The following is a 13,281-nucleotide window of genomic DNA, read 5'->3' on the forward strand; positions in this document are numbered from 1 at the left end:
GTGGCCCGGGCCGCGCGACATCCGCCTATGCGCCGTGATCGGCGTTGTATCGGGCGAGCACCTCGTCGATGGGTGCATCGAGCACGAGCGAGCCCTTGTCGAGGTAGAGGCCGCGCGTGCAGAACCGGCGCAGGTCGCGTTCGTTGTGCGAGACGAAGAACAGCGTGCGGCCACCGGCGAGCAACTCGTCGATGCGTCGGTAGCACTTCTCGCGGAACGCCTTGTCGCCCACGGCGAGCACCTCGTCGACGAGCATGATCGGTTCCTCGAGCTGCGAGATCACGGCGAAGGCGATGCGCACCTTCATGCCGCTCGAGAGGTGCTTGTACGGGGTGTCGAGGAAGTCGCCGATGTCGGCGAACCCGATGATCTCGTCGAACTTCGCATCGATCTGCGCGTTCGTCATGCCGTGCAGCCCGGCCGTCAGGTAGACGTTGTCGCGCACGGTGAGGTCGTCGACGAACCCGCCGGTGATCTCGATGAGGGGAGCGACGCCGCCGGTGATCTCCACCGTGCCCTCGTCGGCGATCATGACGCCCGCGACGAGCTTCAGCAGCGTCGACTTGCCCTGGCCGTTGCGACCGACGACGCCGATCGCCTCGCCGGGGCGCACCTCGATCGAGACGTCCCGAAGTGCCCAGAACTCGCCGGGACGAGTGCGGCGGCGACGGCCGGCGAGGAGGTCCTTGAACGAGCGGCGGCCGCGGCGGTTGCGCCGGAACCGGATGCCGAGACCGGTGGTGCGAATGGCGAAGGGAGCCGACGAGACGGCGGTCGTGTCGTCCAAATCAGATCTCCTTCAGTACCTGGCGCTCGGAGGAGCGGAAGACCCACAGGCCGACGGCGAGGATCGCGAGCGACATCACCGCGGAGATCGCCACGTTGAACCAGTCGAGCTCGTCGGGGTAGAACCCGGCCCGGTAGAGGCCGAAGATGCCAGAGAGCGGGTTGAACGCCGCCCAGAAGTGCAGCTGCGTCGGCAGGTCGGTGACGCCGTAGATGATGGGGGAGGCGTAGAACAGGAACCGCAGCGCGAGCTTGACGGCCCGCTCGAGGTCGCGGAAGAAGACCACGAGCGGTGCGACGATCAGGGCGACGCCCGCAGTCAGCACCGCCTGCAGCACGATGGCGAGCGGGAAGAGCACGAGCTCCCAGTGCAGCTGGAGCTCGTCGCGGAAGATCAGGGCGAACAGCGCGAGCACGGGCAGCGCGAGCAGGAACTCGATGCCCTTCGACAGCACGATGCGGTTGACCCAGATCGTGCGGGGGATCATCGTCGAGCGCACGAGCTTGGCGTCCTTGAGGAACGCGCGCGTCGAGTCCGAGACCGCGCCGTTGAACCACATCCACGGCAGCAGTGCGGACAGCAGGAAGACGAGATAGGGCTGCGTGCCCACGGGCCGCTCGAAGACCTGGGTGAAGACGAACCAGTAGATGCCCGCCATCACGAGCGGGTCGAGCACCGACCACACGTAGCCGAGGGCCGAGGTCGAGTAGCGCACCTTCAGGTCGCGGGTCGTGAGCAACCAGAGCGAATGACGGTATCTTGCCCACGGCGTCCGCTGCAGCGGATGGGCATCACCGTATGCGTTCGACACCGTGCTCATCACGCTCTCATCGTAGATGCCGAGCCGGGGTAGATTTGTCTCAGACGGGTGGCAAGTGCCGAGCCCAGTCGGAAGGAGCCTCGTGCACCGCACCAGCACCCGCGTGATCCTGAGCTGCGCCGCCATCGGCGTGGGCGGCGGCCTGTTCGCCGCCGGGGCGGGCTACGCCGCCGGACTCATCGCCGGCATCGCCCCGATGCTCTACGGCATCACGATCGGCTCGCACTTCCTGCCGAGCGCCGTGGCGCTCGCGCTGCTGAAGCGCCCTGGCGTCGGCATCCTCACCGGATTCATCGCCGGCCTCGTCGGTGCGGCTTTCGCGCCGCACTGGATCCTGCGGTTCCTCGGCACCGGCCTGCTGGTCGGGGCGCTCCTCGAACTGCCGTTCTTCCTCACGCGCTACAAGAACTGGTCGGCGTGGCTGTACTACGTCGCCGCGGGGGCATCGGGCCTGGTCCTCGCCGCGGGCACCTTCATCGCCCTCGGCCCCGAGCACTACGCGCCCTGGTTCTGGGCGCTCTACCTCGCGATGTTCGCGCTGAGCCCCATCGCCTTCACCTGGCTCGGACGGGTGATCGCCGCGTCGCTCGCCCGTGCGGGCGTCGCGCGCACGCTGACGACGGGGCGCTGAGCGCCGGCAGACGAAACGAAGAGAAGAGAAGAGAGCGGATGCCTCGGGGCATCCGCTCTCTTCTCCTCTTGTTCAGTGCTGTGGTGCAGGTCACACGAAGTGGTTCGCGCGCTCCAGGTCTTCGGCGAAGTCGATCTCGACCGCGTAGAGGTCGGAGATGTCCATCGGCTCGACGAGGATGGCGTTCTGCTCGATCGCGAGCTCGAGGCCCCGCTCGAAGTAGTCCTGATCGCCGACGCGCTGCAGGTGCGCGAGGAACGTCGCCTTGTCGCGGCTCGAGATGTAGTTGATGCCGACGGCCTCGCCGAGACCGCCCTTGACGGTCTTGGAGAGCTCCTTGATGTAGCCCTCGGCGCTCGTCGTGTACTTCACCTCTTCGTCGGACACCTTCGAGGTGTTGACGGTGACGAAGGACTGGTCGCGCGCGATGTAGGGCAGTGCGCGGTCGAGGATGCTCGGGTCGAAGACGACGTCGCCGTTCATCCAGAGCACGCCGCCGGGCTGCGACGCCGCGAGGGCGCGCATGAGGCTCTTCGAGGTGTTCGTCTGGTCGTACTCCTCGTTGTAGACGAAGGACGCCTGTGGGAACGCCTCGATGATGTGCTCGAGCTTGTAGCCGACGACGATCGTCACGTTGGCGTTGCCGCCGAACGCGTGCTCGATGTTGTCGAACTGCTGGCGCATGATGGTGCGGCCGTCGCTGAGCTCGGTGAGGGGCTTGGGGAGGGATCGCCCGAGCCGGCTCCCCATGCCGGCCGCGAGAATCACGATCTGGGTCACTGCATCTCCTTCGGTGGGTCGGATGCCCCGGGCGCCCGCCCTCGTCGCCGAGGACTCCTCGTCGCCGAGGATTGGCCCGGATTTCATCCGGAAGTTCACATATGGACACGCCGTTATGCCGTAAATCAGGATAACGGGGGCGCCAGCCACCCACCATCCGGGGGACAAGGTCGTAGTGGGATCGTGATACGACGCTCAGCCGATACCCAGTCTCCCTCTGGATTCGCCGTGCGACAAGGCTCGTAACGGCGGCGCTGGTTGATAGGTTGTCTGGGTGACTTCCGTTTCGCGCTCAGAACACGACGACGAAACTGCCGAAGGCACCGGCGCGGGGGCGACCGACACGACGGAGTCCCAGCCGGCGCAATCGGCGGCGACGGCGAAGCGCCCCGCGCGCACGACCGCTCCGAAGACGACGGCTGCGGCGGCGAAGACGACGGCCGCGAAGTCGCCTGCTGCGAAGACGGCCGCCGCGAAGCCGCCTGCTGCGAAGACCACGGCGGCGAAGTCCACGGCCGCGAAGTCGACGGCTGCGAAGACGGCGACGGCGAAGACGGCTGCCGCGAAGACGGCCGCCGCGAAGACGACGGCTGCGAAGACGGCCGCCGCGAAGAAGCAGGCGGCCGCTGCCGCCGAGTCCGCAGAGGGCGCGCCGACCGAGAGCCGGCCGGCCTCCAAGCGCACCGCGGCATCGCGCACCGCTTCGGCCAAGGCCGCCGTGAGTCGCGGTGAGGCGGCGAAGACCACGAGAACCCCGCGCGCGTCAGCTGCCGAGACCACGGCGGGCGGCGCGAGCCGTCGAACCGAGTCGGTCGCCACGGCGGCGTCGCGGCGTCGATCGCAGCAGGTCGCCGCGGCACTCACCACCGAGACCACCGCGGCCGAGCGGCCGACGCGCAAGGCTCCCGACACCGCCGCCGCGACGGTGTCCGAGCCGCCGGTGGTGCCAGAGACCCCCGCGGTCCGGTCCGAGATCGACGAGGAGACCGTCGAGCGCGCGCCGAGGCGCCCCGCCGCAACCGCCGCGGCAGTTGCGAGAGCCGCTGCCGCTGCCGCTGCTGCCGAGGCATCCGTCGCTGCTGCATCCGCCGCTGAGGTGCCCGCTGCTGCCGAAGCATCCGTCGAGGCAGCGCCGCCCGTCGAGGCAGCGCCGCCCGTCGAGGCAGCGCCGCCCGTCGAGGAGACGAGCGGCACCGCGACATCCGGCAGTGCTGCCCAGGCCGTCGCCGTGATCCAGCCCGTCAAGAAGCCCGCTGCGCGCAAGAAGCGCTCGCTGCGCCCGGCCCGCACCGCACCGCCGGCGAACGCGCCGAAGGTGCTCGCGATCGAGGGGCTCGTCAAGAAGTTCGGCGAGAACACCGCCGTCGACGGCATCAGCCTCGACGTGCGCGCCGGCTCGTTCTTCGGCATCGTCGGTCCGAACGGCGCCGGCAAGACGACGACCCTCTCCATGGTCACCGGCCTCCTCCGCCCCGACGCGGGCACCGTGCGAATCCACGACATCGACGCCTGGGCGCAGCCGCAGGCGGCCAAGCGCGCCACCGGCGTGCTGCCCGACCGGCTGCGGCTCTTCGACCGGTTGACCGGCGCGCAGCTCCTCTACTACTCGGGTGAACTCCGCGGCCTCGACAGTCGCACCGTGCGCGAGCGCAGCGCCGACCTCATCGCGGCATTCGGCCTCGACGACGCCGTCGACCGGCTCGTCGCCGACTACTCAGCGGGCATGACGAAGAAGATCGCGCTCGCGTGCGCCATGATCCACTCGCCGCGCCTCCTCGTGCTCGACGAGCCGTTCGAGTCCGTCGACCCCGTCTCCGCCGCGAACCTCACCGAGATCCTCGAGCGCTACGTCGCGGGTGGCGGCACGGTCGTGCTCTCGAGCCACGGCATGGATCTCATCGAGCGCGTCTGCGACTCGGCGGCGATCGTGGTGGCCGGGCGCGTGCTCGCGGCGGGCACGCTCGACGAAGTACGTGCCGGGCAGACTCTCGAAGACCGATTCGTCGAGCTCGCCGGCGGACGCAAGGCTGCGGAAGGCATGGAATGGTTGCACAGTTTCTCCGACTGAAACTGCGACTGCTCGGCAACATCTTCCGGCGCAGCACCTGGCAGGTCGTCGGCATCGTCATCGGACTGATCTACGGGCTCGGGCTGGCGGCACTGCTGTTCGCCGGGCTCGTCGGGTTGCGCTTCAGCGATGATGTCGAGATCATCCGCAGCGCATTCGTCGTCGCGGGGTCGCTCACCGTGCTCGGATTCATCGTGGTTCCGCTGATCTTCGGCGTCGACGACACCATGGACCCGCGGCGCTTCGCGCTCTTCGGGCTGCCCGATCGAACCCTCGCGATCGGGCTCGCCGTCGCCGCCGTCATCGGCGTCCCCGCCCTCGTGCTCGCCCTCGTGCTGCTCGGCACCGTCGTCACCTGGTCGCGCGGCGTCGGCGAGACGCTGCTGGCAGTGATCACCGCGACGATCGCCTTCGCCACCTGCCTCCTGCTGGCCCGCGTCTCGACCGGCATCGCCTCCTTGCTGCTCGCCACCAGACGGGCGCGCGAGCTCAGCGGCGTGCTCGGCCTGCTCCTGATCGTGATGGCGTCGCCGATCATCGTCCTGCTCGTCTCGGTCGACTGGGAGAGCTCGGGCGTCTCGGTCATGGAGTCGATCGCCGCAGTGCTCTCGTGGACCCCGTTCGGCGCGGTCTTCGCGGTGCCCGGTGACGCCGCAGCCGGGCAGTGGGGCGCCGCGATCGTGAAGCTGCTGATCGCCGCCGCGACGCTCGCGCTCATCTGGTTCGGCTGGCAGGCCCTCGTGGCCAAGATGCTCGTGACCCCCGGCCGCGAGGCCTCTGCCAAGAGCTACCGCGGACTCGGCTGGTTCGACCGGCTGCCGCGGGGCGCCGCAGGAGCCGTCGCCGCGCGCAGCTTCACCTACTGGTTCCGCGACGCCCGCTACTGGGTCTCGCTCATCATGGTGCCGATCGTGCCGATCATCGTCATGGTGCCGCTCAGTCTCGCCGGCGTGCCGACCGAGTACCTCTGGCTCATCCCGGTGCCGCTCATGTGCCTGTTCCTCGGCTGGAGCCTGCACAACGACACCGCCTACGACTCCACGGCCATCTGGCTGCACGTCGTCTCCGGCGTGCGCGGGGTCTCCGATCGCCTCGGCCGCCTCGTGCCCGTGCTGATCGCGGGAGTGCTCGTCATCGGCCTCGGCAGCGCGGTCACGGTGTTCGTGCTGAACGACTGGCGACTGGTGCCGTCCCTCCTCGGGGTCAGCACGGCACTCCTCCTCGGCGGACTCGGCGTCGGGTCGATCACCTCTGCCCGGTTCCCCTACCCGGCCGTCAAACCCGGCGACAGCCCGTTCCAGCAGCCTCAGGCGACCGGAACGATCACGGCGCTCGTGCAGTCGATCACGATGCTCGGTTCGCTGCTCGTCGCGCTTCCCGCCGTGGCCTTCGCGGCGGCCGGCATCTTCGTCGATCCGGCGTGGCACGCGGCATCCTTCGCCTCGGGGGTCGCCCTCGGCATCGCCGTGCTCGCGCTCGGTGTGATGGCGGGCGGCAGGGTGTTCGACCGCCGCGGCCCCGAGATCATCGGTGCCGCGATCCGCGCGTAGAATCGAACGCATGATCTCCTCCGTGCGCGCGAGCATCGCCGACCCCGGTACCCCCGGCGGCGGTACCGACGTTCTCGACCGCGAGCTCGAGAAGCTCCTGAACGAAGAGGCCATCGAGCCCGGCGATCACGAGCGCTTCTCGCACTACGTGCAGAAAGACAAGATCCTGCAGTCGGCGCTCACCGGCAAGCCCGTGAAGGCGCTGTGCGGCAAGAAGTGGACCCCGGGGCGCGACCCCGAGAAGTTCCCCGTCTGCCCGACCTGCAAGGCGATCTACGAGAAGATGAAGGCGGAGTAGCCGCAGCTCAGCGGTACGTCGTCGGGATCACCGGTTCGCCGCGGCCCAGCCGGAACGCCTCGACCGGCAGCTCCTGCATGACCGCGGAGCGGTGGCCTCGTGCGGCCTCGGTGCCGGCCTTGCCGAGGAACGCCGGGTCGGCTTCGCCATCGGTCATCAGCTGCACCATCAGCGGACGCAACCGGCTGTCGGCCTCGTACTCGGCCTCGCCGTCGGGGCCGTCTCCGACGAAGACGAGCTCTTCGCGAGCCGTGAGGGTCGAATCGAGGCGTCGTGCGGCGTTCTTGCGGCCGCCGACGCTCGCCTTCTGCGTCGACGCCTTCGCGACCGACACCCAGTCTCCGGTGTCGTCGCGGCGTGCCACGAGCTTGAACACCATTCCGGCGGCCGGGAAGCCCGAGCCCGTGACGACGGCGGTGCCGACGCCGTACGCGTCGACCGGCGCCCCCGAGAGGCCGGCGATCGTGAACTCGTCGAGGTCGCTCGTGACGGTGATGCGCGTGTCGACGGCGCCGAGGGCGTCGAGCTGCTCGCGCACGGCGGCGACGACGGTCGGCAGATCGCCCGAGTCGATGCGCACGGCGCCGAGCTCGGGGCCGGCTACCTTCACGGCGAGCTCGACGCCCTTCGTGATGTCGTAGGTGTCGACGAGCAGGGTGGTCTTCGGCCCGAACGCCTCGACCTGGGCGCGGAACGCCCCCTCTTCGGTGTCGTGCAGCAGGGTGAAGGCGTGCGCGGCCGTGCCCATGGTCGGGATGCCCCAGGTGCGCCCGGCCTCGAGGTTCGAGGTGGCGTCGAAGCCCGCGATGTACGCGGCTCGGGCCGCGGCGACGGCCGCACGCTCGCTGGTGCGCCGCGAGCCCATCTCGGCGATCGGGCGGCCGAGGGCGACGGAGACCATGCGGGCGGCGGCGCTCGCGACCGAGGAGTCGTAGTTGAGGGTCGAGAGCACCACGGTCTCGAGCATGACGGCCTCGGCGAAGGTCGCCTGGATCGTCAGCAGGGGAGAGCCCGGGAAGTACGCCTCGCCCTCGCGGTAGCCCCAGATATCGCCCGTGAACCGGTAGTCGGCGAGCCAGTCGAGGGTCGCGGGTCGCACGACCTCGTGCTCGCGCAGCCACTCGAGCTCGGCCTCGTCGAAGCGGAAGCGCTGGATCAGCTCGAGCAGGCGGCCCGTGCCCGCGACGATGCCGTACCGCCGCCCGTCGGGCAGGCGCCTCGCGAAGGCCTCGAACAGGCTCTCGCGATGAGCGGTGCCGTCGAGCAACGCGGCATCGACCATCGTCAGTTCGTATCGGTCGGTGAAGAGCGCTGCTGAGCCGGTCACCCGCACAGCCTATCGAGGAGGGCGCGTTCAGCGGGGAGCGCTACGCTTGCATGTCGTGACGGATGCACCGATCGGGATCTTCGACTCCGGGGTCGGCGGGCTCACCGTCGCGCGGGCCGTGAAAGACCAACTGCCCAACGAATCGATCCTCTACATCGGCGACCTCGAGCACTCGCCCTACGGGCCGAAGAAGATCGCCGACGTGCGCGGCTACGCCCTCGCCGTGCTCGACGATCTCGTGGCGCAGGGCGTGAAGATGCTCGTGATCGCCTGCAACACGGCCTCCGCCGCGATGCTGCGCGATGCCCGCGAGCGCTACGACGTGCCGGTCGTCGAGGTGATCCAGCCGGCGGTGCGCCGCGCCGTCGCCGCCACGAAGACCGGTCGGGTCGGGGTCATCGGCACGGCGGGCACGATCGGCTCGCGCGCCTACGACGACGCGTTCGCCGCCGCACCGCACCTCGAGCTCTTCTCGCAGGCGTGCCCGAGGTTCGTCGAGTTCGTCGAGGCGGGCGTGACGACCGGCGACGAGCTGCTCGCGATCACCGAGGAGTACCTCGCGCCGCTGAAGCGGGCCCGCATCGACACGCTCGTGCTCGGCTGCACGCACTACCCGTTCCTGAAGGGCGCGATCTCCTACGTCATGGGCGATGAGGTCTCGCTCGTCTCGAGCGACGTCGAGACGGCGAACGACGTCTACCGCGTGCTCGTCGGCACCGGTACCGAGCGCCGCGCCGCGACCCCGCCGAGCTACCGCTACGAGGCCACGGGCCGCTCCACGAGCGCGTTCCTCGACCTCGCCCACCGACTCATCGGCCCCGAGATCCCGAGCGTCGAGCTCGTGCAGACCGGTGCCGTCACGATCCCAGACCACGTACGGCTTCGACAGGAGAACGCATGACCGAGGCATCCGAGCCCACCACCATCATCCGCGCCGACGGACGCACCGCCGACCAGCTGCGCGAGGTGACCATCGAGCGCGGCTGGAGCGAGCACGCGGAGGGCAGCGCCCTCATCTCGTTCGGCAAGACCAAGGTGCTCTGCACCGCGTCGTTCACGAACGGCGTGCCCCGCTGGATGAACGGCAAGGGCAAGGGCTGGGTCACCGCCGAGTACTCGATGCTGCCCCGCGCCACGAACACGCGCAACGACCGCGAGGCGGTCAAGGGCCGCATCGGCGGCCGCACCCACGAGATCAGCCGTCTCATCGGCCGGAGCCTCCGCGCCGTCGTCGACATGAAGGGCCTCGGCGAGAACACGATCCAGATCGACTGCGACGTGCTGCAGGCCGACGGCGGCACCCGCACGGCCGCGATCACGGGCGCCTACGTGGCGCTCGCCGACGCGATCGAGTGGGCCCGCGACAAGAAGTTCGTCGGCCAGCGCGCCCAGCCGCTCATCGACACCGTCTCGGCCGTGTCGGTCGGCATCATCGACGGCACGCCGATGCTCGACCTCGCCTACGTCGAAGACGTGCGCGCCGAGACCGACATGAACGTCGTGGCGACCGGCCGCGGCCTCTTCGTCGAGGTGCAGGGCACCGCCGAGGGAGCGCCCTTCGACCGCCGCGAGCTCGATTCGCTGCTCGACCTCGCCCTCGCGGGCACCGCGGACCTCGCGCGCATCCAGCAGCGCGTGCTCGCCGAGGCCGTCGCCGCAGCAGGGGAGTGACGCCGATGAGCCTCGAGGTCGTGCTCGCCACCCACAACCAGCACAAGGTCGACGAGTTCCAGAAGATCCTGGGCGAGCGGATGCCGGGGCTCACGGTGCTCGCCTACGACGGGCCGGAACCCGTCGAGGACGGCACCTCGTTCGAGGAGAACGCCTTCATCAAGGCGCGTGCCGCTGCAGCGCACACCGGACGCATCGCCCTCGCCGACGACTCCGGCATCGCGGTCGACGTCATGGGCGGCTCGCCGGGCATCTTCTCGGCCCGTTGGGCGGGGCCGGGCAGGGGAGCGCAGGCGAACCTCGACCTGCTGCTCGCGCAGCTCGGCGACATCCGCGACCCGAACCGCACCGGGCACTTCCACTGCACCATCGCACTCGTGGTGCCCGAAGCCGCCGGCGGTCCGCACGAGTACGCCGCGGTCGGGCTGTGGCCCGGGCGCATCGCGCTCGAGGAGTCGGGGGCGCACGGGTTCGGGTACGACCCGATCTTCGTGCCCGAAGGGTTCGAGGTGTCGGCCGCGGAGCTCGCGCCCGAGGTGAAGAACACGCACAGTCATCGGGCCCGGGCGTTCGCGGCGCTCATCCCCGAGCTCGAGCGGATCATCGCGGCTCGGTGAGTCGCGGGGTCGCCGAAGATCGTGACGCGTCGGCGAACGGGCAGGCCCGTCAGCCGTGTGAAACGGTGAGTGGAACCGGCGGCCGGGTCGACCGGCCGCCGAAACGCTAGGAGGCGCGGCGGGCGCGGGCGGCGCGGCGCTTGAGGGCGCGGCGCTCGTCTTCGCTGAGGCCACCCCACACGCCCGAGTCCTGGCCGGTCTCGAGGGCGTACTGCAGGCAGATCTCGGTGACGGTGCAGCGACCGCACACGGTCTTCGCCTTCTCGATCTGGTCGACGGCGGGGCCGGTGTTGCCGACCGGGAAGAAGAGTTCCGGGTCTGCGGTGAGGCAGGCGGCCTTGTCGCGCCAATCCATATGGGGATGCTCCTTGCGGGTGTACTTCGATTGCAGACGCGCACGATTGCGCTTGCCGAAACCGGCTGCTGCAGGGGGAAAGCCGAATCTCGGGAAGTAGGATCAGTGACTGATCGGCTCACGTCCCTGTGAGCATCAATTCGGCCTCATAAATGGTCGCATAGCGGAGAGATCGAATCAATAGCTGTGTATGGGATAACCCTGTGAATCGGCGCGATGACGCCCCCCTCGAGGCGCGAGACGACTCGCCCGAGCGGCACGAAACCCCCGAACCGGGTGTGCGCGGCGCGCTCGTCGTCGTGAGCGTGCTGCTCTTCCTCGAGGCCGCGGCGATGGTCGCCCTCGTGATCTGGCTCGTGATCGACCTCTTCTCGCTCGAACCGTCGTCGTACGCCACGGCGATCGCACTGCTCGTGCTCGTCGCGATCGGCGCGCTCTGGGTCGTGACGGTCGCCGTCGGTTCGATCCGCCAGGCGCCGTGGTCGCGGGCAGCGGCCATCGTCTGGCAGATCCTGCAGGTGTCGGTCGCGGTCGGCGCCTTCCAAGGGCTGTTCGCCCGTCCCGATGTGGGATGGGCGCTCCTGGTGCCCGCGATCACCGTCATCGGCCTGCTGCTGTGGACTCCGGTGCGTCTGGCGTACACCCGCCCCGAGGATCACGCCGCGGCGTGACCCCCTGAGGCGGGCGGTCGGATCTGCGGGTCGGTGTCTGCGCCGGCTCAGCCGTCGAGGCCGAGGTCGCGGCGCAGCCGCGCCACGTGGCCCGTCGCCTTGACGTTGTAGAAGGCGCGCTCGATCGTGCCGTCTTCGTCGATCACGAAGGTCGACCGGATCGAGCCGACGACGATCTTGCCGTAGAGGGCCTTCTCGCCCCAGACGCCGTAGGCCTGCTGCACGGCGAGGTCGGTGTCGGAGAGCAGCGTGTACGTCAGCCGGTCGCGTGCGGCGAACGCGGCGAGCTTGGCCACGTCGTCCTTCGAGACGCCCAGCACGCGGATGCCCGCGCTCGCGAACGAGTTCAGGTTGTCGCGGAAGTCGCACGCCTCGGTCGTGCAGCCCGGGGTCATCGCCTCGGGGTAGAAGTAGAGCACCACCTTCGAACCGCGGAGGGCCGAGAGGGTGACCGGTTCGCCGTTCTGGTCGAGCAGGGTGAAATCTGGAGCGAGGTCGCCGGGGGCGAGTCGTGCATCGGTCATGCCTCAATGGTAAGCACGTCGAGGGATGCCCCGGAGCCGCAGAACGCCCGCAGGAGGGCGTCGCCCGCTCGTCGCGACGTCAGACCGCGGCACCGCCCGCGAAGGTCGTCAGCAGGCGCTGGAGGGATTCGAGGCGGGCCGCACCGGTCTCGCCGAGTTCTCCGGCCTCGACGGCCTCGACGATGGCGCAGTCGGGGGCGTCGGGCAGGTGCGTGCACCCGCGGGGGCAGCGCTCGGCGAGGCGATCGAGGTCGGTGAAGGAACGCAGGATGTTCTCGCGGTCGACGTGGCCGAGGCCGAACGAGCGCACACCGGGCGTGTCGATGACCCAACCGGTCCCGGTCGCCGCCTCGGGGGCGTCGGCACCCGGCAGGTCGGCGGCGTCGAATCGCAGCCACACCGTCGACGACGACGTGTGGCGGCCCCGCCCGGTGACGACGTTGACATGCCCGGTGGCGCGCTTCGCGCTCGGTACGAGGGCGTTCACGAGCGTGGACTTGCCCACGCCCGAGTGGCCGACGAACACGGTGCGATGGCCGACGAGCACGCGGGCGATCTCGTCGAGCGGCATGTCGTGCTCGCCGCTCAGGAAGACCGTCAGGTCGAGTCCGGCGAAGTTGCGGAGGAATTCGGCGGGGTCGGCGAGGTCGGTCTTGGTGATCACGAGGAGCGGGCGGATCCCGGCGTCGAACGCCGCGACGAGATAGCGATCGAGCAGGCGGATGCGCGGTTCGGGGTTCGCCGCGGCGACGACGATGAGCATCTGATCGGCGTTGGCGACGATGACGCGCTCGACCTCGTCGGTGTCGTCGGCACTGCGTCGCAGCAGGGTGGTGCGCTCGCCCACCCGCACGATGCGCGAGAGCGTGCCCGGCGCGCCGGTCGTGTCGCCGACGAGGTCGACGTGATCGCCCGTCACGACCGACTTGCGGCGCAGTTCGCTCGCACGGGCGGCCGTGATCACGCGTTCGTCGGGGCCGTTCTCGTCGAGCAGCACGCTGTAGCGACCCCGGTCGACGCCGATCACCATGCCGGTGACCGCGTCGGCGTGCTCGGGGCGCTGCTTGGTGCGGGGCCGGCTGCCGCGACGGCTCGGCCGCACCCGCACGGCGGATTCGTCGAACTCGGGCTCGTCGTCCTCGTCGTCGTCGGTGCTCCACCAGGTCATGCGGCGCTCCTGCA

15 protein-coding genes are annotated in these 13,281 nt (G+C 69.8%); 8 read left to right on the forward strand and 7 right to left on the reverse strand.

The window, feature by feature from the left end:
• Positions 1 to 25 precede the first annotated feature (25 nt).
• On the reverse strand, positions 26 to 787 hold the full coding sequence (locus BJY17_RS00210) for an ABC transporter ATP-binding protein (RefSeq protein WP_179549593.1): 762 nt from the start codon (positions 785 to 787) through the stop codon (positions 26 to 28).
• 1 nt (position 788) lies between these two features.
• The gene (locus BJY17_RS00215) at positions 789 to 1,607 is read right to left on the reverse strand and encodes an ABC transporter permease (RefSeq protein WP_179552635.1); all 819 of its coding nucleotides are present in this window, start codon (positions 1,605 to 1,607) and stop codon (positions 789 to 791) included.
• A gap of 82 nt (positions 1,608 to 1,689) precedes the next feature.
• On the opposite strand from BJY17_RS00215, the gene BJY17_RS00220 reads away from it, so the two are divergent.
• On the forward strand, positions 1,690 to 2,238 hold the full coding sequence (locus BJY17_RS00220) for an ECF transporter S component (protein ID WP_179549594.1): 549 nt from the start codon (positions 1,690 to 1,692) through the stop codon (positions 2,236 to 2,238).
• A 90-nt stretch (positions 2,239 to 2,328) separates the two neighbouring features.
• Here BJY17_RS00220 and BJY17_RS00225 read toward each other — a convergent pair whose 3' ends face one another.
• Positions 2,329 to 3,018 (reverse strand): phosphocholine cytidylyltransferase family protein, encoded by a 690-nt coding sequence (locus BJY17_RS00225; protein WP_322789705.1) that lies wholly within the window; start codon positions 3,016 to 3,018, stop codon positions 2,329 to 2,331.
• A gap of 274 nt (positions 3,019 to 3,292) precedes the next feature.
• Here BJY17_RS00225 and BJY17_RS19005 point away from each other — a divergent pair, with 274 nt between their 5' ends.
• The 3 genes from BJY17_RS19005 to BJY17_RS00240 are packed head-to-tail and all read left to right on the forward strand — an operon-like array spanning position 3,293 to position 6,934.
• Entirely contained in the window at positions 3,293 to 5,086 is a 1,794-nt protein-coding gene (locus BJY17_RS19005) for an ABC transporter ATP-binding protein (RefSeq protein WP_376866337.1), read from the forward strand.
• Positions 5,062 to 6,636 (forward strand): hypothetical protein, encoded by a 1,575-nt coding sequence (locus BJY17_RS00235; protein ID WP_179549596.1) that lies wholly within the window; start codon positions 5,062 to 5,064, stop codon positions 6,634 to 6,636. The genes BJY17_RS19005 and BJY17_RS00235 overlap by 25 nt, the downstream gene beginning before the upstream one ends.
• Before the next feature lie 10 nt (positions 6,637 to 6,646).
• Positions 6,647 to 6,934, forward strand: a complete 288-nt coding sequence (locus BJY17_RS00240) for a DUF3039 domain-containing protein (RefSeq protein ID WP_179549597.1) — start codon at positions 6,647 to 6,649, stop codon at positions 6,932 to 6,934.
• Between the two features lie 7 nt (positions 6,935 to 6,941).
• On the opposite strand, the gene BJY17_RS00245 is transcribed toward BJY17_RS00240, so the two are convergent.
• Complete coding sequence (locus BJY17_RS00245; protein ID WP_179549598.1) at positions 6,942 to 8,261, reverse strand: nicotinate phosphoribosyltransferase; 1,320 nt, start codon at positions 8,259 to 8,261, stop codon at positions 6,942 to 6,944.
• Positions 8,262 to 8,316: 55 nt separating this feature from the next.
• Between BJY17_RS00245 and murI the strand changes: the two genes are divergently transcribed.
• From murI to rdgB, 3 genes are read left to right on the forward strand one after another with little or no spacing between them, the layout of a single operon-like run.
• Positions 8,317 to 9,162, forward strand: a complete 846-nt coding sequence (murI, locus tag BJY17_RS00250) for a glutamate racemase (RefSeq protein WP_179549599.1) — start codon at positions 8,317 to 8,319, stop codon at positions 9,160 to 9,162.
• The gene (gene rph, locus BJY17_RS00255; protein WP_218889822.1) at positions 9,159 to 9,932 is read left to right on the forward strand and encodes a ribonuclease PH; all 774 of its coding nucleotides are present in this window, start codon (positions 9,159 to 9,161) and stop codon (positions 9,930 to 9,932) included. The genes murI and rph overlap by 4 nt, the downstream gene beginning before the upstream one ends.
• Before the next feature lie 5 nt (positions 9,933 to 9,937).
• Positions 9,938 to 10,549, forward strand: coding sequence for an RdgB/HAM1 family non-canonical purine NTP pyrophosphatase (gene rdgB, locus BJY17_RS00260; RefSeq protein WP_179549600.1), 612 nt, complete (start codon positions 9,938 to 9,940; stop codon positions 10,547 to 10,549).
• Between the two features lie 106 nt (positions 10,550 to 10,655).
• Here the strand turns inward: rdgB and BJY17_RS00265 are convergent, their stop codons facing one another.
• Positions 10,656 to 10,904 (reverse strand): WhiB family transcriptional regulator, encoded by a 249-nt coding sequence (locus BJY17_RS00265; RefSeq protein WP_022893204.1) that lies wholly within the window; start codon positions 10,902 to 10,904, stop codon positions 10,656 to 10,658.
• 203 nt (positions 10,905 to 11,107) lie between these two features.
• On the opposite strand from BJY17_RS00265, the gene BJY17_RS00270 reads away from it, so the two are divergent.
• Positions 11,108 to 11,575 (forward strand): hypothetical protein, encoded by a 468-nt coding sequence (locus tag BJY17_RS00270; RefSeq protein WP_218889823.1) that lies wholly within the window; start codon positions 11,108 to 11,110, stop codon positions 11,573 to 11,575.
• Between the two features lie 47 nt (positions 11,576 to 11,622).
• Here BJY17_RS00270 and bcp read toward each other — a convergent pair whose 3' ends face one another.
• Together bcp and rsgA are read right to left on the reverse strand one after the other, a co-directional pair.
• Positions 11,623 to 12,099 (reverse strand): thioredoxin-dependent thiol peroxidase, encoded by a 477-nt coding sequence (gene bcp, locus BJY17_RS00275; protein WP_179549601.1) that lies wholly within the window; start codon positions 12,097 to 12,099, stop codon positions 11,623 to 11,625.
• A 79-nt stretch (positions 12,100 to 12,178) separates the two neighbouring features.
• Entirely contained in the window at positions 12,179 to 13,267 is a 1,089-nt protein-coding gene (gene rsgA, locus BJY17_RS00280; protein ID WP_179549602.1) for a ribosome small subunit-dependent GTPase A, read from the reverse strand.
• Positions 13,268 to 13,281: the final 14 nt, after the last annotated feature.

Source organism: Agromyces hippuratus, from assembly GCF_013410355.1.
GTDB classification, from domain to species: Bacteria; Actinomycetota; Actinomycetes; order Actinomycetales; family Microbacteriaceae; genus Agromyces; species Agromyces hippuratus.

Excerpts from the sequence above, each read along its gene's own strand:
- rph (WP_218889822.1), top strand. The coding sequence starts at position 9,159 with ATGACCGAGGCATCCGAGCCCACCACCATCATCCGCGCCGACGGACGC.
- BJY17_RS00240 (WP_179549597.1), top strand. The coding sequence starts at position 6,647 with ATGATCTCCTCCGTGCGCGCGAGCATCGCCGACCCCGGTACCCCCGGC.
- rsgA (WP_179549602.1), bottom strand. The coding sequence starts at position 13,267 with ATGACCTGGTGGAGCACCGACGACGACGAGGACGACGAGCCCGAGTTC.
- rdgB (WP_179549600.1), top strand. The coding sequence starts at position 9,938 with ATGAGCCTCGAGGTCGTGCTCGCCACCCACAACCAGCACAAGGTCGAC.
- bcp (WP_179549601.1), bottom strand. The coding sequence starts at position 12,099 with ATGACCGATGCACGACTCGCCCCCGGCGACCTCGCTCCAGATTTCACC.
- BJY17_RS00235 (WP_179549596.1), top strand. The coding sequence starts at position 5,062 with ATGGTTGCACAGTTTCTCCGACTGAAACTGCGACTGCTCGGCAACATC.
- BJY17_RS00265 (WP_022893204.1), bottom strand. The coding sequence starts at position 10,904 with ATGGATTGGCGCGACAAGGCCGCCTGCCTCACCGCAGACCCGGAACTC.
- BJY17_RS00215 (WP_179552635.1), bottom strand. The coding sequence starts at position 1,607 with ATGAGCACGGTGTCGAACGCATACGGTGATGCCCATCCGCTGCAGCGG.